The 20,516-nt window shown below is 35.1% G+C and carries 19 protein-coding genes and 1 pseudogene; 11 read left to right on the top strand and 9 right to left on the bottom strand.

Features of this window, described 5'->3' with window-relative positions:
- Positions 1 to 18 precede the first annotated feature (18 nt).
- From nadD to RLT85_RS07700, 3 genes are all read right to left on the bottom strand, one after another.
- A complete protein-coding gene (gene nadD, locus RLT85_RS07690; protein ID WP_311401448.1) occupies positions 19 to 603 on the bottom strand; it encodes a nicotinate (nicotinamide) nucleotide adenylyltransferase in 585 nt (194 codons plus the stop codon).
- A 91-nt stretch (positions 604 to 694) separates the two neighbouring features.
- A complete protein-coding gene (gene gmk, locus RLT85_RS07695; protein ID WP_311401449.1) occupies positions 695 to 1,267 on the bottom strand; it encodes a guanylate kinase in 573 nt (190 codons plus the stop codon).
- The gene (locus tag RLT85_RS07700; protein ID WP_311401450.1) at positions 1,267 to 2,133 is read right to left on the bottom strand and encodes a YicC/YloC family endoribonuclease; all 867 of its coding nucleotides are present in this window, start codon (positions 2,131 to 2,133) and stop codon (positions 1,267 to 1,269) included. Before RLT85_RS07700 ends, gmk begins: the two co-directional genes overlap by 1 nt.
- A 154-nt stretch (positions 2,134 to 2,287) precedes the next feature.
- On the opposite strand from RLT85_RS07700, the gene RLT85_RS07705 reads away from it, so the two are divergent.
- On the top strand, positions 2,288 to 2,776 hold the full coding sequence (locus RLT85_RS07705) for an acyl-CoA thioesterase (protein WP_311401451.1): 489 nt from the start codon (positions 2,288 to 2,290) through the stop codon (positions 2,774 to 2,776).
- A gap of 102 nt (positions 2,777 to 2,878) precedes the next feature.
- Here RLT85_RS07705 and RLT85_RS07710 read toward each other — a convergent pair whose 3' ends face one another.
- The 3 genes from RLT85_RS07710 to RLT85_RS07720 form a co-directional block, all read right to left on the bottom strand.
- A complete protein-coding gene (locus tag RLT85_RS07710) occupies positions 2,879 to 3,232 on the bottom strand; it encodes an arsenate reductase family protein (RefSeq protein ID WP_311401452.1) in 354 nt (117 codons plus the stop codon).
- A 2-nt stretch (positions 3,233 to 3,234) separates the two neighbouring features.
- Positions 3,235 to 4,044: a PdaC/RsiV family protein gene (locus RLT85_RS07715; RefSeq protein ID WP_311401453.1), complete on the bottom strand. Its 810-nt coding sequence runs from the start codon at positions 4,042 to 4,044 to the stop codon at positions 3,235 to 3,237.
- 300 nt (positions 4,045 to 4,344) lie between these two features.
- Positions 4,345 to 5,136 carry a THC0290_0291 family protein gene (locus RLT85_RS07720; RefSeq protein ID WP_311401454.1) on the bottom strand — a complete coding sequence of 264 codons (792 nt, stop codon included), beginning with the start codon at positions 5,134 to 5,136 and terminating at the stop codon, positions 4,345 to 4,347.
- Positions 5,137 to 5,404: 268 nt separating this feature from the next.
- Here RLT85_RS07720 and porZ point away from each other — a divergent pair, with 268 nt between their 5' ends.
- From porZ to RLT85_RS07770, 10 genes are all read left to right on the top strand, one after another.
- Positions 5,405 to 7,696, top strand: coding sequence for a type IX secretion system anionic LPS delivery protein PorZ (gene porZ / locus RLT85_RS07725; RefSeq protein ID WP_311401455.1), 2,292 nt, complete (start codon positions 5,405 to 5,407; stop codon positions 7,694 to 7,696).
- A complete protein-coding gene (recO, locus tag RLT85_RS07730) occupies positions 7,696 to 8,412 on the top strand; it encodes a DNA repair protein RecO (RefSeq protein ID WP_311401456.1) in 717 nt (238 codons plus the stop codon). Before porZ ends, recO begins: the two co-directional genes overlap by 1 nt.
- Before the next feature lie 473 nt (positions 8,413 to 8,885).
- Positions 8,886 to 10,643 carry an aspartate--tRNA ligase gene (aspS, locus tag RLT85_RS07735; RefSeq protein WP_311401457.1) on the top strand — a complete coding sequence of 586 codons (1,758 nt, stop codon included), beginning with the start codon at positions 8,886 to 8,888 and terminating at the stop codon, positions 10,641 to 10,643.
- Between the two features lie 67 nt (positions 10,644 to 10,710).
- On the top strand, positions 10,711 to 12,483 hold the full coding sequence (locus tag RLT85_RS07740) for a chloride channel protein (RefSeq protein ID WP_311401458.1): 1,773 nt from the start codon (positions 10,711 to 10,713) through the stop codon (positions 12,481 to 12,483).
- A gap of 2 nt (positions 12,484 to 12,485) precedes the next feature.
- Positions 12,486 to 12,728 carry a hypothetical protein gene (locus RLT85_RS07745; protein ID WP_311401459.1) on the top strand — a complete coding sequence of 81 codons (243 nt, stop codon included), beginning with the start codon at positions 12,486 to 12,488 and terminating at the stop codon, positions 12,726 to 12,728.
- A 104-nt stretch (positions 12,729 to 12,832) separates the two neighbouring features.
- The gene (locus RLT85_RS07750; protein ID WP_311401460.1) at positions 12,833 to 13,027 is read left to right on the top strand and encodes a cold-shock protein; all 195 of its coding nucleotides are present in this window, start codon (positions 12,833 to 12,835) and stop codon (positions 13,025 to 13,027) included.
- Between the two features lie 206 nt (positions 13,028 to 13,233).
- Positions 13,234 to 13,584 (top strand): hypothetical protein, encoded by a 351-nt coding sequence (locus tag RLT85_RS07755; RefSeq protein ID WP_311401520.1) that lies wholly within the window; start codon positions 13,234 to 13,236, stop codon positions 13,582 to 13,584.
- A gap of 1 nt (position 13,585) precedes the next feature.
- Positions 13,586 to 15,889 carry a M28 family peptidase gene (locus tag RLT85_RS07760; protein WP_311401461.1) on the top strand — a complete coding sequence of 768 codons (2,304 nt, stop codon included), beginning with the start codon at positions 13,586 to 13,588 and terminating at the stop codon, positions 15,887 to 15,889.
- The gene (locus tag RLT85_RS07765) at positions 15,886 to 16,086 is read left to right on the top strand and encodes a hypothetical protein (protein ID WP_311401462.1); all 201 of its coding nucleotides are present in this window, start codon (positions 15,886 to 15,888) and stop codon (positions 16,084 to 16,086) included. Before RLT85_RS07760 ends, RLT85_RS07765 begins: the two co-directional genes overlap by 4 nt.
- Positions 16,076 to 16,882 (top strand): NAD(P)-binding domain-containing protein, encoded by an 807-nt coding sequence (locus RLT85_RS07770; RefSeq protein WP_311401463.1) that lies wholly within the window; start codon positions 16,076 to 16,078, stop codon positions 16,880 to 16,882. Before RLT85_RS07765 ends, RLT85_RS07770 begins: the two co-directional genes overlap by 11 nt.
- Before the next feature lie 327 nt (positions 16,883 to 17,209).
- Here the strand turns inward: RLT85_RS07770 and RLT85_RS07775 are convergent, their stop codons facing one another.
- The 3 genes and pseudogenes from RLT85_RS07775 to RLT85_RS07785 form a co-directional block, all read right to left on the bottom strand.
- Positions 17,210 to 19,288, bottom strand: coding sequence for a M13 family metallopeptidase (locus RLT85_RS07775; protein WP_311401464.1), 2,079 nt, complete (start codon positions 19,286 to 19,288; stop codon positions 17,210 to 17,212).
- Between the two features lie 50 nt (positions 19,289 to 19,338).
- A pseudogene (locus RLT85_RS07780) lies at positions 19,339 to 19,830 on the bottom strand (nuclear transport factor 2 family protein).
- Positions 19,827 to 20,420, bottom strand: a complete 594-nt coding sequence (locus tag RLT85_RS07785; RefSeq protein WP_311401465.1) for a hypothetical protein — start codon at positions 20,418 to 20,420, stop codon at positions 19,827 to 19,829. Before RLT85_RS07785 ends, RLT85_RS07780 begins: the two are co-directional and overlap by 4 nt.
- Positions 20,421 to 20,516: the final 96 nt, after the last annotated feature.

Consider the following 20,516-nt stretch of genomic DNA (forward strand, 5'->3'; position numbering starts at 1 on the left):
AGTAAACGGATCTTTTTTTTAAGAATAAAATCCCATTTCATCTATATATTCCCAAGCCGATGCGGGCAATAAGGGCCGAATATTTTTTCCCTCCTTAATAGAGTTTCTAATGAAAGTAGAAGAAATTTCCATAATAGGTGCTTTTATATAAGTCACTTTTTCATGATTTGCTAAAGCGGGTGTTTTTTTAAGATCGTAAACTCTTGGATACACCAGAAGGTGGTAGCGTTCTAAAATAACTTCGTAGTTTTTCCACTTCGGAAGGCTTTGTAAGTTGTCTTCTCCCATAATTAAAGCAAAGGTATACTCTGGAAATTTCTCTTCTAAATGCGCCAAAGTGTTGACGGTGTAGTTAGGCTGCGTCAAGCCAAATTCAATGTCTGAAGGTCTTAATTTATCATAGGTCTGCGTTGCTCTATGCGCCATTTCTAAACGATCATAGTCTGGAAGCAGACTGCTTTTTTTCTTATGCGGATTATGCGGAGTTACGACTAACCATACTTCATCTATATCAGAAAATTCTGCCATATGATTAGCGATAGCCAAATGCCCTATGTGAATAGGATTAAAGGTTCCAAAATAAAGTCCGATGTGTTTTTTCAAAGCGAAAATTAGTTTTATTTACGAGGTGAAATTTCAAATATTCCGAGATTGGTCCCGAAATTCGAATATTTTACACCCTATGTGAATGGATTTATTTGCTGATAAATTTTTTCACTAAGCTATACGATTCAGATAAAGCTGTAGGTAAGTCGTTATTCACAATGATAAAGTCAAATTGTGGCGCTGTCGCCATTTCGATAGAAGCTTTGGCAATGCGCATGCTAATACGATCGTCAGTTTCTGTTTTTCGTTTTTTAAGTCTTATTTTTAATTCTTCAATGCTAGGAGGTTGTACAAAAACAGCTAAAGTTCTTTCAGGATAAATATGTTTTATATCTAAGCCTCCCACTACATCAATATCAAAAACTACGTGTTTGCCACTAGCCCAAATGCGTTGAACTTCTTTTTTTAAAGTACCGTAAAAATTATCCCGGTATACTTCTTCCCACTCTAAAAAGTCTTCGTTCTTTATATGCGATTTAAATTCTTTGAGGGACATAAAGTAGTAATCTCTTCCGTCCACTTCCTCTCCTCGCGGCTCTCTTGAAGTTGCAGAAATAGAGAAATCTAAGTCTAAATCTTCTTGTTCTAAAAGATATTTAACAATGGTAGTTTTACCCGAACCTGATGGTGCCGAAAAAACAATTAATTTTCCTTCAATCATTACAAGACGTTTAAAAGTTGCTCTTTGATTTTCTCTAGCTCATCTTTCATCTCTACCACCAATTTTTGCATAGGAGCATAATTAGATTTGCTTCCAATAGTGTTCACTTCTCTTCCAATTTCTTGTCCTATAAAACCTAGTTTTTTACCATTAGAGTCACTAGAATGTAAGGATTCCGTAAAGTAGGCTAAGTGATTGTCTAAACGTATTTTTTCTTCGGTGATGTCATATTTTTCAATATAATAGACCAATTCTTGTTCAAACCTATTCTCGTCTACATTCTCTTTTAAATCGGCTATTCCTTTTCTAAGACGCTCTTTCACAGCTTCTACCCGTTGCGGATCCATCGCTATGATTTCTGATAAAATATTTTTTATGTTCGTGATGCGAAGTACAAAATCTTGCTCTAGTGCTTTCCCTTCATCTAAACGATAGCGAGTCACTTCTTGTAGCGCATTTTCCAATGCTTTATCAATGGCAGCAAATTCATTTTCATCAACCTCTTCCCGGTCTGTTTTTAAAACATCGGGGAGACGAATGGCCATTTTTAAAAGCTCTACATCATCTTTATTTCCCGTTTCCGGAATTGCTTTTAGTTGCGCGATATAATTTTTAACCACAACTGCATTGATGGAAGAAGAAGTTTCTTCACCCGTAACTTCTGCGTATAAAGAAAAGTCTACTTTTCCTCGCTGTAAAGATTTAGAAATTTTGTTCCTTAAACTTAATTCTTTCTCTCGATACTGAGAAGGCATACGAGCATTAAGGTCTAAATTTTTACTATTTAAAGTTTTAATTTCAATAGTGATTTTCTTATTTGGAAGCTCTAGCCTATGCTTGCCAAAACCAGTCATGGATTGAATCATGTCTCTTTTTTAAAGTTGAGCAAAGGTAATAAAAACTAGGAGTTTAACGTTAAATAATCTTTTTAGCTGTGAATGCTGGGTTTTGCGTTAAATAAAAACAAAAAAGTATAAAATTTCCTATAAATTTATTATGCTTGCACAATAGAACATACTGATGTATACAAAAAAAATTGAAATTCGTTGGAGCGATATAGACGCCAATAGACATTTAGCTAATTCGGCTTATATGAATTTTATGAGTCATACTAGGATGGCTTTTTTAATGGAACACGGCTTTGGTCAAAAAAAATTGGCGCAACATAATATTGGTCCCGTGGTTTTTTATGAACATATCTATTACTTTAAAGAAGTGTTTGCGGGCAAGCCAATTCACGTGAGTTTAGAACTTAAAGGAATATCTGAAGACGGAATGTTTTTTGAATTTCTCCATAATATCTATGATGCTAAAGGTAAAAACTGTGCCAGCTGCGAAATGTTAGGCTCGTGGATCGATTTAAAAGATAGAACACTAGTCACTTTACCAAAAGAGCTTTTAAAAGAATTAAATTCTTTAGGAAAAACAGATGATTTTAGAATTCTCACGAAAGAGGACACAAGAAAATTTGGTAAGAAACCAAAACATATAGATTCTAGTCTATTGTAATTTTTATTTTTTCAGAATAAAAAAATCCGCTAGAAATATAACTTCTAGCGGATTTTTGTGTGACTAATAGGAATCTAAAAGTCTAAGAAAGGTAGAATGAAACTAAGCATTCAGGTGGTTTTTTAATTCCTCAACAGTTTTCTTGCTGTTTCCTATAAAAATCTTGTCTTCTATCACAAAAACTGGTCTTTTTAGAAAAGTATACTGCTCTAACAGTAAGTTTTTGTAATCTTCTTCGGAAAGAGACTTGTTTTTTAAATCCCGTTCTTTATAGAGTTTTGCTCTTTTATTGAATAGAGATTCATAGCTTTTGGATAAAGCATACAATTCTTCCACTTCAACTTCCGTTAAGGCTTCTTTTTTCACATCTTGCTTTACAAAGTCTGAAGGTAGATTTACTTCTTTTAAAATTCTTTTGCAGGTATCGCAAGTGGATAGGTAATATACTTTTTTCATCATTAGTAATTTAACCAAGCTTCAACATCTTTCTTAGGAAAAGAAAATTTTATATCTCCATCTGCATAACTTGCCGCTTCATAAGGATTGTAAATCATATGTAGACTATCCTTTGTGATGGCCATATTTTCGGGTAATTTAAATTCATCGTTTTCAAAGAAAAATCCGTTTTTGTTTAGGCTCTCTTTTTCAGACAAATTAAATTTCTTTCGAAACATTCCTTCCGCGTAAGCTTTAAACGCTTTTTCATTTTTTAAAAGCGCTCTAGGCTCTATTCTTTTGGTGTTCACTTTATCGTAGGTATGGTATAATTTGGCTCCGTAACCATGAGCACCTCCCGTGTAGTTGTAAAATATAGAGGATAAAACCAAAATGCTATCCGTTTCAAAAAGTTTTTCTTGTCTAATATAGAGTTCGTATACGGCGTGAGATTCTGGAAATTCATTTTTAAAATGGGCGTATTCTTCAATAAATTTATCAATGCTCTTATCCATATTCTCCTGCGGAATAGAATCTGACGGAGTAAGCACTATCTTGGTTAAACTTTTTTCATTTAATTGATTTATTTTTTTACCTGCGTCTGTATCATCTGTTATATGTAAATACGCAATATCTAATTCAGGACAAGGATTTATGTTGCACGTATCTAAACTATCTTTAGAAATGGTTTTGGTAACGTAACTAAAAGTAAGATTTTTAGAAGAAATTTCTTCGCTAGAATCTTCTTTATCTAGCTTTTGATTTTGATCTTCTTTACAACTTAGGCTTAAAATAAAAATAAAGCATAGGCTTAGAAATGAATATTTTTTCATGAGAGGGTATAATGTTTAACTACAACGAAAGGTAAGATCATTTTTGGATATCGGCAAATGCAAGGATATTTTTGAGTAACTTTTTTCAAAAATGTTTTATAAAATTCAACACAAAGGCTTTATCTGGAAGAAAAGAAAACCTGGATTAACTTACAATTTTGTGATGACTATCATATATTAAACTTTTATATCAGTACAGTTTACTTGAAGACTCAAAAACAGTCTTAAAATAGTATATAAAGTAGATATAAAAAAAGCATCCTATTTATTGGATGCTTTTTCATATGAAATTATAAAATCTTAGAAATTAAGGTAATAAACATAACCTACATTTAACCAAACCATCCAATCATTAGATTTGTTTTGTACATTATCGTGGTCAAGACCATCAATAAAATCTGATCCGTAAACGTGCCATCTTAAATCTAGAAGTAAATCACTACTATCATTTAATCTGTAGCGAGAACCTGCACTAAAGGTAATAGCGTAAGTAGAACCAGAAGCGGTGTTGATGTAAGGCTCTTCTCCTGTAGGTGCAACAAACTCATAAAAGGTATTTGCAGAAGATCCTATTCTCCCTGGCAAATCAGTTTCAGCTTGCGGACTATAATTCACATAGTGCACACCTAAACTTATGTACGGAGCAAATTTGAAGTAGCCAGATTCATACTCTCTAATGCTTCTTGGGAAATATTCAATACTTGGACCAATTTCGATAACTTTCGCCTTTCCGTGCATAGATCTAAGTTTTAAACCTTCTGCAGTCTTTTTTTCGGCTTGTTTTCCGTAGTGATCTAAGCTGGTAGTATGATAATCAAACTCAGTTCTAATTTTAAAGTGGTTGTTGAAATATTTATCACTAGTGTAGGAGTTAGAGCTTGCGCTATAAGCAAAGTTGATATAATGCACCAAGCCAATTCCTACTCCAACATTTCCGTAGTTGGTCTCTGAGTTTCCTCTAAGACCATAGTCAGATTTTAAAGCGACGGGCCCAGCTACTATACCGATTTCTTGAGAAAAGCCCTGACCGTAATTTACAGTAGTACAGAGAAAAAGGATGCTAGAGATAAAAAAGAGAAAGATAGTCTTCATTCAAAAAACTTAAATTATTTGGACAAATATAGGAAAACAAAAATAATAATTGAACTTATTTTTTATAATCTATATTGTTGTTTCTTTTTCCTTACAAAAAAGTTATTAAAATTATCTACTATAAAAGTGAGCATGGGCTAGAAAAATAAAATACTTTCCTCAAACGCATGAACTTAATCCACTATTATTTGCTAATCCTAAATTCTAGAGATATAAGTATATTTGCTCTAGTTTTACAATATTATTATGTACATTTAGTTATAACTTCATGAAACAAATAGTTCTCTTTTTTCTTTTATTTACACTCATTTTTCAAGCGCAGTCTCAAAACGCAAATTGGGAAGATTTATTCTCCTATTATAGTATACAAGATATCTCAACGGGAGGAGGTAAAGTTTTCGCTGCAGCTGAAAATTCTGTTTTCTCCTACCGAAGGGGAACTCAAGAAATTGAGAAAATTTCTTCCATTCAAGGGCTTTCTAGTGAGAAAATAAATACGATTTACTATTCTGCAAATTATAATTTATTATTTATAGGATACAAAACGGGATTAATGGATGTGTACAATCCGCAGGATAAAACGGTTTTAAAAGTGGTAGATATCATTGAGAAAGTTACCATTACACCGGCCAATAAACAAATCAATCATTTTTATGAGTACGAGAATAAGCTGTTTATCTCCACCAATTACGGAATTTCTGAGTTTAGACTAAACAATCTTGAATTTGGAGATACTTTTTTTATTGGGGATGCGGGAGAACAACTTCAGGTGGCTCAAACGACAGTTCTTAACGATAAAATTTATGCAGCAACTCAAGAAGGCGGCGTTCGTTTTGCAGACGTAAACAGTTCTAATTTGGTAGATTTTTCATTGTGGCAAAATATTACCAACAACTCATTTCGAGGAGTGGTGACTCTTAATAATACACTTTACGTCATCAATAATAATAACAGTTTACAGCAACTACAAGGGAATAATTTTATCAATAAAGATCAATTTAATGAAGAGATAAAAGACTTCCGTGTAAACGAAGAAAAGCTTATCGTAACTACATTTAATAAAGTTAAGATTTACAATAATCAATTAAGTACGCTCGTTAATATTTCTAATTTTAATGATTTCTCGCCCAATTTAAGTAGTGCAACAATTTTCCAAGAAGTTATCTACTTGGGTGATCTTAACGAAGGTTTGTTGGCTGCATCCACCAATAATACAAGTGTTTTCCGTTATTTAAGCCCAGACGGACCTTTACGAAATGATGTTTTTGGCCTTTCGGTAATTCCTAATGAATTATGGGTGACGTATGGAGAATATAATGGTTTTCTAGATCCATATCCGCTCAATAGCCGTGGAGTGAGCCATTTAAAAAATGACGAATGGATTAATATTTCTTATGAAGATTTGGGAGAAAAGAAGAATTTTGTTCGTACTGCAATCAACCCTAGCCAGACCAATCAGGTGTATATAAGTTCTATGTATGATGGCTTATTAGAGGTGAACGATGAAGAGTTGGTTCAAGTGTATGATCAAACGAATTCTGGCTTACAAGAAGCAATACGACCTGCAGGAACAATAGTTCAAAATGATGTAAGAGTGAATGGAATTGCTTTTGACAGAGATGGCAATTTATGGGGAAATGTTTCTTTGGTGGAGAAAGGCATGTTTAAGCTTAATGCTGGAGGTGGTTTTCAATTTTTTGATACTTCCGAAATTGTACCCGATTACTTTGCGAATAATCTAGGCTTTACGGAATTGATTATCGATAATGCAGGAAACATTTTTTTTGGAACTTCTAAAGATGGACTTGTTGGCTTTCAACCTAGTACCAATACCTTTGCAAAAGTGAGCGGAAATGAAACTACTGGCAATATTCCAGATAATTTTGTAAGAAGTTTGGCTTTAGATAATAACAATCAATTGTGGTTGGGAACTTCTCAAGGCTTAAGAGTTTTGTTTGGGCCTTCGGGAATGTTTGACAATCCCAATACCAGCGCCAATGAGATTATTATTTTAGACGATGACGGCGTCGCACAAGAATTATTAGCGGGAAGTAGTATTTCTGCGATTACCGTGGACGGAAATAACAACAAATGGATCGCCACAGAAGCCGGCGCTTTTTATCTTTCTTCAAACGGACAAGAAACTATTTATAGGTTTACCAAAGAAAATTCGCCGCTGCCATCCAATTCGGTTACCGATATTGAAATAGATGAGGTTTCCGGGAAAGTATATATCGGCACTCGCAATGGATTGGTAGCTTTTAGAGGAACCGCAACTTCCTCTTCAGATACTTTTGAAAAAGTAAGAGCTTTTCCCAATCCAGTAAGACCGGGATATTCTGGCTTGGTTACTATAGACGGTTTGCGAGAAGGTGCCAATGTAAAAATCACCGATATTGAAGGGAATTTGGTGCATGAAGTTTTTTCTGAAGGAGGAAGCGTGCAATGGGACAGTCGGGCTTTTGGAAAACATAAAGTAGCCTCTGGAGTTTATATGGTGTTGATAACCTCCAAAGATCAATTAGAAACCAAAGTGACCAAAATCATGGTAATTAGATAATGCTTGTACATACTAGAGCAATAGTCATTCAGTCCATTCGCTACAGCGAAGCAGATCTTATTGTTAAGTGTTTTACAGCAAGTAGCGGACTTAAGTCTTACTTGTGTCGCAACATTCTAAAAAGTAAAAAGGGAAAATTGAAAGCATCTATGTTTCAGGTGCTTACTCAGTTAGATTTGGTGGCGAATCATAAGGACAAAGGCACTCTAGAAAATATTAAAGAAGCAAAAGTGAATCCGCCGTACCAGCAAATTTCTATAGATGTGTATAAGTCTTCCATCGCGCTTTTTTTAGCTGAAGTACTGCAGAATAGCATTCAGGAAGAAGAAAAAAATGAAGCTTTATTTCAGTTTTTGGAACAATCTTTTGCGAGCTTAGATCAAACCACGCATTTTGCTAATTTCCATCTGTGGTTTTTGGTAAAACTAACACAATATGTAGGCTTTTATCCCAATACTTCTACCTTAGAGGCACCGTTTTTCAATCTTCTAGATGGAGATTTTCAACTTTCTGAAACCAATAAATACTGCATCAGCAATTCTAATACGTATTTATTGAAACAGTTTTTGGAGCTTCCCGCATCAGAATCATTTCAGCTAAAGCTAAATAAAACACAGCGTACAAACTTTCTAGAGATGATGTTGCTTTACTATGAGTTGCACTTACAAGGCTTTAGAAAACCAAAATCTCTAGATATTTTACAGCAAATATTTTAAGTTGTAGAAATCACTTTCAATTCAAACTAGGTCTACTTCAGTAGGAAAAAACACAGGTTTAGAACTTTTTTGTCTCTTAAGATTCTTAATTAAAGAATGTTGCTGCCTATCTTGACTTGATTTCAATCAAATCGATAAAAATTAAATTCTCTTTGAGAAATTGCGATTATTCACCATTAGTGTCGGGTTAAAATATTTTATAATGTGCTTAAGTCAATTATAGCAAGTAATAAAGGTGTTTTTTGGTGGCAGTTTTTTGCTTTTGTGTTGGGTTTTATTTTAAAATTTATGATAGATGTAAATTTTTTAGAAAAATGATAATCAGCATATTACAGGTTAAATCTTACGCCTATTATCTTGTAGCGGAGCGGTATTATGTTTTAGTCGAACACGGCTAATTATTTATATAGGATTTCATAGCGGTTATATAAGTATCTTCTTATTTTTGCGCATCATTTATAGCAAAAACAATTATGTATAGAAGTCACACGAACGGAGAGTTGAATAGTGAACATATCAATCAAGAAGTAGTTTTATCTGGATGGGTGCAAAAAGTTCGAGATAAAGGTTTTATGATTTGGGCCGATTTGCGCGATCGTTACGGCATTACGCAACTTATTTTTGATGAAGAACGAACTCCAGCCGTGATGATGGAAGATGCCAAAAAGTTGGGAAGAGAATTCGTGATTCAGGTAAAAGGAACGGTGATCGAGAGAGAATCTAAAAACCCAAACCTTCCTACAGGAGATATTGAAATCTTGGTAAAAGAGTTGACAATCTTAAATGAGGCAAAAACTCCTCCTTTTACGATTGAAGATGAAACCGATGGTGGCGAAGACCTAAGAATGAAATACCGCTATTTAGATATTAGAAGAAATCCAGTAAAAAACAAGCTTATCTTTCGTCACAAAGTAGCGATGGAAGTGAGAAATTTTCTTTCTTCAGAAGGCTTTATAGAAGTAGAAACGCCTTATTTAATTAAATCTACTCCAGAAGGAGCAAGAGATTTTGTAGTGCCGAGTAGGATGAATGGCGGGCAATTTTACGCCTTGCCCCAATCGCCGCAAACCTTTAAGCAATTGCTTATGGTAGGCGGAATGGATAAATACTTTCAGATTGTAAAATGTTTTAGAGATGAAGATTTAAGAGCAGATCGCCAGCCAGAGTTTACGCAAATTGACTGCGAACTGGCGTTTGTAGATCAAGAAGATATTCTTAATATTTTTGAAAATCTAACAAGGCACTTATTGCAAAAAATCAATAACGTAAGCGTAGATAAATTTCCAAGAATGACTTACGATGATGCGTTACGTCTTTACGGAAATGATAAACCAGACATCCGTTTTGGAATGGAGTTTGGCGAGCTGAATGAAGTAGCACAACACAAAGAATTCAAAGTATTTAATGATGCCGAATTAGTTGTGGGTATTGCAGTTCCTGGCGGAGCGAGTTACAGTAGAAAAGAAATTGACAAACTCATCAATTGGGTAAAGCGGCCGCAAGTAGGAGCTTTAGGCATGGTGTATGCAAAATATAATGAGGACGGTAGTTTTAAATCTTCTGTAGATAAATTTTATGACGAAGAAGATCTAAAGCATTGGGCAGAAAAAACCAAGGCGCAACCAGGAGATTTAATTTGTGTGCTTTCTGGGGACACTAATAAAGTAAGAGTGCAATTAAGTGCGTTGCGAATGGAAATGGCAGAGCGTCTAGGCTTAAGAAAAGCCGATGATTTTGCACCCTTATGGGTGGTAGATTTTCCATTATTAGAATGGGACGAAGAAACCGAGCGTTATCACGCGATGCACCACCCGTTTACTTCTCCAAAACCAGGGCAAATTCCTTTATTGGCAACAGATCCTGCGGCAGTAAAAGCAAATGCCTATGATCTTGTCCTAAACGGAAATGAAATAGGAGGAGGTTCTATTCGTATTCACGATAAAGCAACTCAGGCTCAAATGTTTGATTATTTAGGCTTTACGGAAGAAGAAGCAAAAGCGCAATTTGGCTTTTTAATGGATGCTTTTCAATATGGAGCGCCACCACACGGCGGCTTGGCTTTTGGTTTGGATAGATTGGTAGCCATTCTAGGCGGACAAGAAACCATTAGAGATTTTATTGCTTTTCCTAAAAACAATGCAGGACGCGATGTGATGATTGATGCGCCAGCACCTATAGATGAACAACAATTAAAAGAGCTTCGTCTTAGCGTGGTAAAAACGAAAGAATAATCAAAAAACTAAATCCTGTTCACGCAGGATTTTTTTAGCTAGATTTAGAAAGAGCATAAGAGATAAAATGTTAAAGAAGAAAACACCATTTACGAAGTTTTTAGTCTGGAGGTATAAAAATATCTCTGACAAGAATTTTGTCTACATTTTATCGATTTTGGTGGGCTTGATTGCCGGTTTATCTTCGGTGGCTTTAAAAAATATTACTCATTTTATCACTACAATTTTTGAAGGAGAAATAATTCAGTCCTACCACACCTATTGGTATTTTGCTTTCCCATTTATTGGTTTAATGCTTACGCTTTTGATGAGAAAGTATATTTTAAAAAGTGATATTGCTCACGGGATTCCCATGGCTTTATTTTCAATTTCTAAAAAGGAAGGTAAAGTAAGTAGAAAAAATATGTTTAGTTCTCTTCTTACCGCACCTTTAACCGTAGGTTTTGGAGGTTCTGTAGGTTTGGAGGGGCCATCTGTAGCTACAGGAGCAGCTTTTGGCTCTTCCATTGGTCAGCTTTTTCATATGAAAGCGCAGACTAGAAAATTATTATTGGTTTGTGCCGCAGCTGGGTCGCTTTCGGCGATTTTTAAAGCTCCAATTGCTGCCATTTTGTTCGCCATAGAGGTTTTTAGTTTAGACTTAACCTTTGCTTCTTTATTGCCGTTATTATTTGCTTCCGCAGCAGCGGTAGTGACAAGAATATGGGTGATTGGAGAACAATATATTGTAGATTTTAAAGACATCCAGCATTTTGAGCTGGGCAATATCTTATTTTATGTTGCTTTAGGAATTTTGGCTTCTTTGGTTTCAGTGTATTTTTCAAAAATTTATTTTACAACCGAAAATCAATTCCGTAAAGTGAAAAACGACTATCTAAAAGTGATTGTTGGCGGAGTAATTCTGGGCGTGCTCACCTTTTTGGTGCCTCCATTATACGGGGAAGGCTTTTCATTTATGAACAACCTTATTGCTCAAAACTACGATCGAGCCTTAGATACTTTCCTATACAAAGATAGTATTGAGAGTTCTTGGGTAATTCTTTTCTTGATCTTCGGACTTATTCTGCTGAAGCCTATAGCTACTTCAGTAACTTTAGGCAGTGGTGGAGTAGGAGGTATTTTTGCGCCTGTTTTATTTTTAGGTGCCGTTACCGGAAGCTTTTTCGTGAACATTTGTAAACAACTCGGTTTTTATCTGCCTTCTAGTAATTTTACCATGGTAGGCATGGCTGGGCTTATGGCTGGAGTTTTACAAGCACCACTTACCGCCATGTTTTTAATTGCCGAAATTACTGGGGGTTATGAGTTATTTATTCCGTTAATGATTGTAGTGGGAATTTCTTTTGTAGTTTCTAAATCCTTTAGCGATAGTAATATTTACACCAAAGAGTTAAAAGATAACAACGCATTGATTACCCATAATAAGGATCAAGCTGTGCTTACTTTACTAAAATTGGATCGCATCATCGAAGAGAATTTTATCAAGCTAAAGCCAGAAATGACTCTAAAAGAGATGTTGTTTAGCGCGGTGGTAAAATCGAAGAGAAATTTATTCCCGGTAGTAAATGAAAATGAGGAATTGGTGGGTGTGATTACCCTAGATGATATTAGAGAAATGATGTTTGATACCTCGATGCACGAAACGGTTTTAGTCGAATTTTTAATGCACGATGCGCCAGATTATATTTTCTACGGAAAAGATGATATGCAAATGGTGATGAGTAAATTCCAGAACAGTGGTGCTTGGAATTTGCCCGTGATTAAAGACGGAAAATATATTGGTTTTGTATCAAAATCTAAAATGCTAACGGCTTACCGCCGGAAATTAATTACCTATTAGAAATGAAATACGTTATTATAATACTTTTTATTGCCATAAGCATAACGCTAGGAACTGGGATTTATCTAACTCAAGCAGAAGTAGATTTTAAGCTGGGAGGAATTCTCATAGGTTCTTCTCTAGGAACAGGAATTTTCGTTTGGATACCTTTATTTTTATACTACAGATCTAAGGGAAGAAATTTAAAAGACTATATGCTTACCCCAGAGAATATTAAAAAAATGCGAGATAAAAGCATAGATTAAAACACTCACACTCAATTAATTTTGAATTTTTTCATCTTATTTTTATTTTAATAATCATATTTAAATTGTAGGTTTGTTCTTTATTAATATATTATTTTATTACAATGGAAGGTACAGTTAAATTTTTCAATGAGTCTAAAGGATATGGATTCATTACCAACGAAGACACAGGAAACGACATTTTTGTTCACATTTCAGGTTTAGATTCTGAAAACTTAAATGAAGGAGATCGTGTAGAATACGAAGAAAGCGAAGGAAGAAAAGGATTGACAGCGACAAATGTTCGCATCATCGACTAATACATATTTAGTATTGATTTTCAAAGCACCACTTTTTAAGTGGTGCTTTTGTTTTGTAGCATATCAGTCAAGAATCAAGATAAAGATTCTTTTTGTTGAAGGAACTCAGCATATATAAAATAGAATTGCTATTTTCCTCTAACCTCAAATTAGCAGAGCGTTCTATTTTCTTAGTCAGAAACGACTAATTTTATTACCTTTAGATGATGCAAAAAGAATGTTTAGAATGTAAAGAAAAAATTGTGGGCAGGATCGATAAGAAATTCTGCAGCGATTACTGTCGCAACGCCTATAATAATCGGTTAAATAAAGATTCTAATAATTTGGTAAGAAATACCAATAACCGATTGCGTAAAAACTACCGCATTCTTCAAGATCTCAATCCAGATAAAAAATCAAAAACCACCAAAAATAAACTATCCTCTTTAGGCTTTGATTTCGAATTGGTGACTAGCATTTATACCACAAAAAAAGGCACTGTATATTACTTCGTATATGACCAAGGTTACTTGCCTCTAGAAAATGAATATTACGCCCTAGTAAAGAGAACAGATTAAGATGAAAACTACGATTAGCAGTATTTTGGTACTTCTTTTTTTAGCGCTTATTTCCTACTTTAGTATCGTGGGTTTGCAGCCTTCAGCCACTTATTTTGAAGATCATAAAGACACTTCCTTTTCTACTTCCAATGCTTTAACCCATGTGAAAAAAATTGCAAATCAACCGCACGCAATTGGCACCAAAGCCCATAGTAAAGTTCGAAATTACATCGTACAGCAATTGCAGGATTTAGACCTCGCGGTGCAAACTCAAAAAGGTTATGATTTTAATAATTACGGAGTCATCACTGCCCCAGAAAATATTATTGCTAAAATAGAAGGAACCCATCCTAACCGCCCTGCTTTATTGGTAATGACGCACTACGATAGTGCGGTGCATTCTTCTCGGGGTGCCAGTGATGCTGCCTCTGGAGTGGGTGTGATTCTAGAAATTTTACGGGTTTTCTTAGCAGAAAATACTCCGCCCAAAAATGATGTCATTATTTGTTTTACCGATGGGGAAGAAGTGGGTTTAAGTGGTGCGGGGCTCTTTGTTAAAGAACATCCTTGGGCCAAAAATATTGGTTTGGTTTTAAATTTTGAAGCCCGCGGCAGTGGCGGTCCTTCCAATACAATTCTCGAAACCAACAGCGGAAATTCTAATTTAATTAAGGCTTTCGCCGAAGCAAATCCACGTTTTCCTGTAGCCACTTCCTTAATGTATAGCGTGTATAAAAAGCTACCTAATGATACCGATGCTACGGTTTTTAGAGAAGTAAACAACACGCCAAGTTTCTTTTTTGCCTTTATAGACGACCATTTCGATTATCATACGGCTAGAGATACGCCTCAAAATTTAGACACAGCATCTTTGGTGCATCAAGCCACTTACTTGCAAGCGCTACTGCCGTATTTTTCACAATTAGATTTAAATACGCTTCACGCGGAAAGGGACGAAGTTTATTTTAATTTCTTTGGTCTTGATTTGGTGCATTATCCTTTTGCTTGGATTATTCCTATGCTTATTCTGGCTTGGCTTCTCTTTTTAGGTTTCTTCCTTTACGGCACGAGGAAAAAATTATTCATCCTCTCTGAAGTTACTAAAGGATTTTTGCCTTTGCTGAAATCGCTTTTCTTCGGAATTTTAACTACTTATGCTTTAACCTATCTGCTTCCAAAAATGTACGATTCGGTGTTGGAGAATCAAAATGATTTTCCGTTTAACGGACATTTATATATTGCAGTAGGCGTGGCTTTAACCTTAGCTTTTTTGCTTTATTTTTACAGAAAATACACTTTTAAAACACCTGAAGCCAATAAAGGCGTCATGGTTTCTTTTTTACTTTTATGGCTTATCATCCTTACGCTTATTGCTTTTGTACTTAAAGGCGCAGCCTATTTTATGATTCCGTTTTTCTTTAGCTTGGCTTCTTTTGTCTTGTTGCTTTTTAATCAGAGAAACCCATTTATACATTTAGTGTTGGGAATTCCTGCATTGGTTTTATTAGTGCCTTTGGTTCAGTTTTTTCCTATAGGTTTGGGCTTAAGTAAGCTCTTTATTAGTGCTCTGTTTGTGGTACTTATTTTCGGATTAATTTGGCCAGTAATGGCAAGCTTAAAGTTTAAAAAAGTGGGAGTGGTTATTTTTGGTTTGCTTGCGGTAGTTTTAATTATCGCAGCTCACACTAAAGCTGACTTTAGCAGTGAAAGCCCCAAACCCAATAGCTTGGTTTATTTGCTAGATACAGATACGCAAAAAGCAAGTTGGCATACTTACGATTTGATTTTGGACGCGTACACCAAGCCTTATTTTACAGAGAAAAGCATTCAGAATGATTCGGTAATTTTTGATAGTAAATACCAGAGTCAATTTACCTATTCCGCGGCAGCGCCAACTATAGAAATTTCCGAAGCAGAAACTCAAGTAGAAATTTTAAATAAAAACAAAACCTTTACGGAATATGAGGTGAAAATAAGTCCACAGCGAGAAGTGAATCGGATGGAAATTTTTCTAGATCAGCAAGAAATTATTGAAGACTTACAAGTCAATGGAAAAAGTACACCTGCGCAACAAATGCCTTTTTATAAAAATAGAAATTCTAATAAATTACTTACCTATTTTGCGGTAGACCGAGATACGTTGAGGTTAAAGCTGAAATTAAAAAGCACTGTTTCAACTCCAATTTTACAAGTCTATGAAGCTAGTTATGATTTGCTTGACCATAAAACTTTAGACATTGTACCAAGAAATGAGAAGATGATGCCGCGTCCTTTTGTGTTGAATGACGTCATCATCACCAAACAAAAAATACGCTTAGAATGAAAAAATACCTTTTTAAATACGGATTTTTACTGGGTGCTTTACCCGTTTCTCTCTTAACGGAATTGTGTTTTTACTTTTTCTATGAAACAGAATTTTCTATAAAACGTCTCCTGTTCTTATTGGTTTTCAATTCTATCTTTTGGGTTGGAATTTCGTATTGGCAATGGAGAAAAAAACAACATAAAAATGAAAAATAAGATAGCCATTTTAGGATGTGGTTGGTTGGGATTTCCCTTAGCTCAAAAACTGATAGAAGAAGGATATGAGGTAAAAGGAACGACTACGACTTCTGGTAAATTAGAAAAATTAGAGCAAGCAGGAATTCAGCCTTTTCTGATTTCCTTAACGGAAGAAAAAGTGACAGGAAACACCAAAGATTTTCTTAGTGATATTGAAACCTTAATTATTGATATTCCACCAGGATTACGCCGCAACTCCGAAGAAGATTTTGTACAAAAAATGCAAAATTTCTTAACGGAAGTAAAGAAAAGTGATGTCAAGAATGTGATTTATGTGAGTTCTACTTCCGTTTTTGATGGTGATGAAAGCATTCCTACTTTTAAAGAAAGCGATGTCCCAAATGGAAGTTCTTCTAAAGCAAAGCAATTGATTGATGTAGAAAACTTGTGGAAAAATAACGATACTTTCTTGAGTGCAATAGTTCGTTTTGGTGGCTTGGTTGGTGAAGACAGGCATCCTGCAAAATACTTGGCAGGAAAAAAAGATGTAAAAAATCCCCATGCTCCTGTAAATATGATTGCTCAAAAAGATGCGGTGGCTTTGCTTCTTCAGTGGATAAAAAATCCCGTTGCTGGAATTTTTCACGGCGTGTATCCAGAGCATTCAAACCGAGAAGATTATTATTCCGCGAAAGCGAAAGAAAAAGGCTTAGCAGCACCTCAATTTACTGCCAAAGAAGTTTCTAAAGGAAAGCAAATAAGCTCTAAAGAAACCTCTAAAACATTAGATTTTGTTTTTAATTTTTCAATTTAATTGCTGATTAAAGCTGTTTTTCATTGTATTAGAAATTTTGTGATGATAATTAAGAATCGTAGAAAATTCCGAAGAAAAATTTTTCCTGAATTTTCCTATGATATATTACAGGAATTTTTTCACGGGTGGTACACAACCACCCCATTTTACACAAGTGAAAATACCCCTGCTTTTCTAAGGAGGGGAGCTTTTAAATTTGGGTATAAAAAAACTGCTCGCAATAAATTACGAGCAGTTGATACATTAATGTGGATAAAAAACTAAGTTTGATTTGATTTCTAGTCTCTAATGTCTAGCATCTAAAGTCTAAAATATAGCCTCTAGTCTCTACCATATAGCAACTCTATCTTTAGGTGCTACATACATAGAATTTCCTTCTTTAATATCAAAAGCTTCATAAAAAGCTTCTACATTTTGTAAAGGTACATAAGCTCTGTATTTTCCAGGAGAATGTGGATCTGTTTTTACCTGAGAGCGTAAAGCTTCATCTCTTACTTTGGTTCTCCATACGGTAGCCCAAGAAAGGAAGAAACGTTGTTCTGGTGTATAACCATCAATATTATCTGGTCTTCCGTGCTCTTTGTAGTACCGTTGTAAACCATCATAAGCAGCAAGAACACCACCTAAATCTCCAATGTTTTCTCCTAAGGTAAATTTCCCGTCGATAAAAACAGAATCTAAAACTTCAATATCACTGTATTGCTTGGCTAATTTTTCGCCACGTTTAGTAAATTCTTCCAAATCTTTATCTGTCCACCAGTTGTTTAGGTTTCCATCTGAGTCAAAACGTGCTCCGCTATCATCAAAAGCATGAGAGATTTCATGACCAATTACAGCTCCAATTCCGCCGTAGTTTACAGCAGCATCAGCTTTGTAATTGTAGAAAGGAGGTTGTAAAATCGCCGCTGGAAATACAATCTCGTTAAACATCGGGTTAAAATAAGCATTTACTGTTTGCGGAGACATTCCCCATTCGGTCTTATCTACAGGCTCGTTAATTTCAGAAAGGTTTTTCTTATAACTCCAGTCAGATACGGCAACCATATTGGCGTAATATCCATTTTCATTGTTTACTGCTAATTTGGAATAATCTTCAAACTCATCTGGATATCCAATTTTTACCGTAAACTTGTCTAATTTTTCAATCGCTTTTAACTTGGTGCTATCGCTCATCCAATCTAATTTTTCAATACGATCTTGATAAGAAGCAATCACGTTTGCAATCATTTCTTCGGCTTTTGCCTTCGCTTCTGGCGGAAATTTCTCATCTACATACAATTGTCCCAAAGCTTCTCCAATGCTATTGTTTACTGTAGATAAAGCACGCTCATCTGCTGGCAATTGTTTTTTAGCTCCGTTTAAACGCTTGCTGTAAAAATCCCAATTGGCTTTGTCCAATTCTGTAGTTAACATACCAGCAGCATCGTTTACAGTTGCCCAACGAGTAAGGGTTTTAATCAATTCGATATCCCCTTCGGCTAAAATAGATTGCAACTCTTTCATATATTTTGGTTGCATTACAATTACCGTATCAATGTCTTTTTCTACGCCTAAATCATCAAAATATTTTTTCCATTCAATGGCAGGAACCATTTTTTGAAGCTCTGCAATAGAACGCGGATTGTTGAATTTTCTAAAGTCACGACTCTCTACTTTATCTAAACGTGGCGTAGCTAAACGCGTTTCAAAAGCTAAAATAGCATCGGCTTGTTCTTTTACCGCAGCTTCTTCCTCGCCAATAAGTTGTAACATACGTGCGATATGCGCTTTGTAATCTTCTCTAATTTCTTTAGACTCTGCATCTGTATTGGTGTAGTAATCACGATCTGGTAAACCTAAACCTCCTGTAGAAAGGTAAGCAGCGTTCATATCAGAATTAGAAGGATCAGAATATGCTCCTAAACCAAAAAACGGAGTAGAAATTGTGTTGGGATTTTTTGCCATCACTTCTTGTAAGTCAGCCACACTTTTAATAGATTCAATTTTTTCTAATGCAGGCTGTAGCGGAGTGAGACCAGCCTTATCTCTTGCATCCATATCTAATTTAGATTCAAATAAGAAAATGGCTTTAGCTTGGTCTGTATCTGCCGCGTAAGCACCGCTATCTTTGGCTTTTTTAATAATGGCCAAAACATCTTTTACTGTACTTTGTCTAAGTACTTGAAAACCTCCCCAAGAGGTTCTCTCGTCAGGAATTTTGGTATTTTTCATCCAAGTTCCATTCACGTAATTGTAAAAATCGTTTTTTGGACTTACCAAAGTATCCATATACTCTAATTCAATCCCGGGATTTTTTTGTTCGGCTTGAGCTAGGTCTTTATCCGTTTTAGAACCTTCTTCTTTACAAGAAAGAACCGCTAAAGATGCAGCAGCGACAAGCAAACTTTGTTTAAGTGTTATTTTCATGAGTTGATTATTTATTGGTATTAGTAATGAGTAATTAAAATTGTTACAGTTTATGGTGTTATTTTTATGTTTTTTATAAATTTTGATTCAAAATCTTTTTTAAGTTTTACTACGGAAGAAACCTGTTCATTGGGAATTGTAATCGAAAGTACATAGTGTTTGATTTTCCAACCATTTTTTGTTTTCTTCAACACGCCAGAACCACGGCAAATTCCCATTTGGGTTTCTAGTAATTCATCAAACCAAGCGATTTCTTTCTCTATAAAAATGTGACGTTCTAAAGACGTGAAACTCCAAGCTTTTCCGTTATCAAAATGGGGTTTTGCATAAGCTTCAAAATCTTTTCTTTCTCAATTTTCGGTAGGGTCGGTGCCAATAAAGATGGCATCTGCAGTCATTAAAGAAAAGTAATCTTCATATTTTGCTTCGGCTGCAGCCTGATGCCAATCATCTACTACGCGATTAATCTGCTTTTGTGTTTTTTGAGCTGTGAGCTGGAAACTTAGTCCTAAACAAAGTATTAAAAAAGTAAACGTTCTCATGAGATGGTATCTTTTTTAAGTTGCTGAATGCTGTCTTGTTGCTGAATTCTTTTTTCTATTTCTTCTTCAAATTCTTCCAAAGTTTTAAGGAAAACCTCATTCAATTGTGTTTTTAAATTCTGAAAAGCAATCATCAACTCTTTCGCCTCTTTGGTAATTAGTTTGTTGTCAAAATTGGTTTTTGAAGTTTCTTGCACCAAAACACTAGCTTTGGTGTACATTACATTGATTCTCGCTCTAATTGGAACCTCTCTAAAAATTGGCGGAATCGTAGAAATTAATCCAGCGCTGGTTTCTTTTAGATTGTTGCTGCTGTTCACAATCTCCTGGATGCTAGAATATTGCAAATCGGCAATTTCATTTTCAAAAGTTAGAAATTCTGGCCATTGAGATACGCTGTCTCTCGCTTCCGCGGAAAGCGAAACATTTTTAATATCGGCTATTTGTACATTTTCTTTTAACTGAATTGCCTTCTTTTCTTGAAAGCTTTCCAATGCTTTTTGCTGCTTTTCATCCTCATCACAGCTTGTCCACAAAAGGAGTGGAATAATTAGCATTAACTTAAAAAATAGAGATTTAAGGTTTTCCATAAAAAACATAATATCGCCGAAAGATACGGAATTTTTTAAGGAGCCCAATTTAGGCTTTTCAATTTTGTATTGAGGTATAAAAGTCGTTCTTTTGAA

Source organism: Mesonia ostreae (assembly GCF_031845265.1).
GTDB classification, from domain to species: Bacteria; Bacteroidota; Bacteroidia; order Flavobacteriales; family Flavobacteriaceae; genus Mesonia; species Mesonia ostreae.

What these genes read in the sequence shown, in the direction of transcription:
- RLT85_RS07785 (WP_311401465.1), bottom strand. Translation starts at nt 20,420, where the DNA reads ATGGAAAACCTTAAATCTCTATTTTTTAAGTTAATGCTAATTATTCCA.
- RLT85_RS07765 (WP_311401462.1), top strand. Translation starts at nt 15,886, where the DNA reads ATGAAAAAATACCTTTTTAAATACGGATTTTTACTGGGTGCTTTACCC.
- recO (WP_311401456.1), top strand. Translation starts at nt 7,696, where the DNA reads ATGCTTGTACATACTAGAGCAATAGTCATTCAGTCCATTCGCTACAGC.
- RLT85_RS07710 (WP_311401452.1), bottom strand. Translation starts at nt 3,232, where the DNA reads ATGAAAAAAGTATATTACCTATCCACTTGCGATACCTGCAAAAGAATT.
- aspS (WP_311401457.1), top strand. Translation starts at nt 8,886, where the DNA reads ATGTATAGAAGTCACACGAACGGAGAGTTGAATAGTGAACATATCAAT.
- RLT85_RS07740 (WP_311401458.1), top strand. Translation starts at nt 10,711, where the DNA reads ATGTTAAAGAAGAAAACACCATTTACGAAGTTTTTAGTCTGGAGGTAT.
- gmk (WP_311401449.1), bottom strand. Translation starts at nt 1,267, where the DNA reads ATGATTGAAGGAAAATTAATTGTTTTTTCGGCACCATCAGGTTCGGGT.
- RLT85_RS07760 (WP_311401461.1), top strand. Translation starts at nt 13,586, where the DNA reads ATGAAAACTACGATTAGCAGTATTTTGGTACTTCTTTTTTTAGCGCTT.
- RLT85_RS07705 (WP_311401451.1), top strand. Translation starts at nt 2,288, where the DNA reads ATGTATACAAAAAAAATTGAAATTCGTTGGAGCGATATAGACGCCAAT.
- porZ (WP_311401455.1), top strand. Translation starts at nt 5,405, where the DNA reads ATGAAACAAATAGTTCTCTTTTTTCTTTTATTTACACTCATTTTTCAA.
- RLT85_RS07720 (WP_311401454.1), bottom strand. Translation starts at nt 5,136, where the DNA reads ATGAAGACTATCTTTCTCTTTTTTATCTCTAGCATCCTTTTTCTCTGT.
- RLT85_RS07770 (WP_311401463.1), top strand. Translation starts at nt 16,076, where the DNA reads ATGAAAAATAAGATAGCCATTTTAGGATGTGGTTGGTTGGGATTTCCC.
- RLT85_RS07775 (WP_311401464.1), bottom strand. Translation starts at nt 19,288, where the DNA reads ATGAAAATAACACTTAAACAAAGTTTGCTTGTCGCTGCTGCATCTTTA.
- RLT85_RS07755 (WP_311401520.1), top strand. Translation starts at nt 13,234, where the DNA reads ATGCAAAAAGAATGTTTAGAATGTAAAGAAAAAATTGTGGGCAGGATC.
- RLT85_RS07700 (WP_311401450.1), bottom strand. Translation starts at nt 2,133, where the DNA reads ATGATTCAATCCATGACTGGTTTTGGCAAGCATAGGCTAGAGCTTCCA.
- RLT85_RS07745 (WP_311401459.1), top strand. Translation starts at nt 12,486, where the DNA reads ATGAAATACGTTATTATAATACTTTTTATTGCCATAAGCATAACGCTA.
- RLT85_RS07715 (WP_311401453.1), bottom strand. Translation starts at nt 4,044, where the DNA reads ATGAAAAAATATTCATTTCTAAGCCTATGCTTTATTTTTATTTTAAGC.
- RLT85_RS07750 (WP_311401460.1), top strand. Translation starts at nt 12,833, where the DNA reads ATGGAAGGTACAGTTAAATTTTTCAATGAGTCTAAAGGATATGGATTC.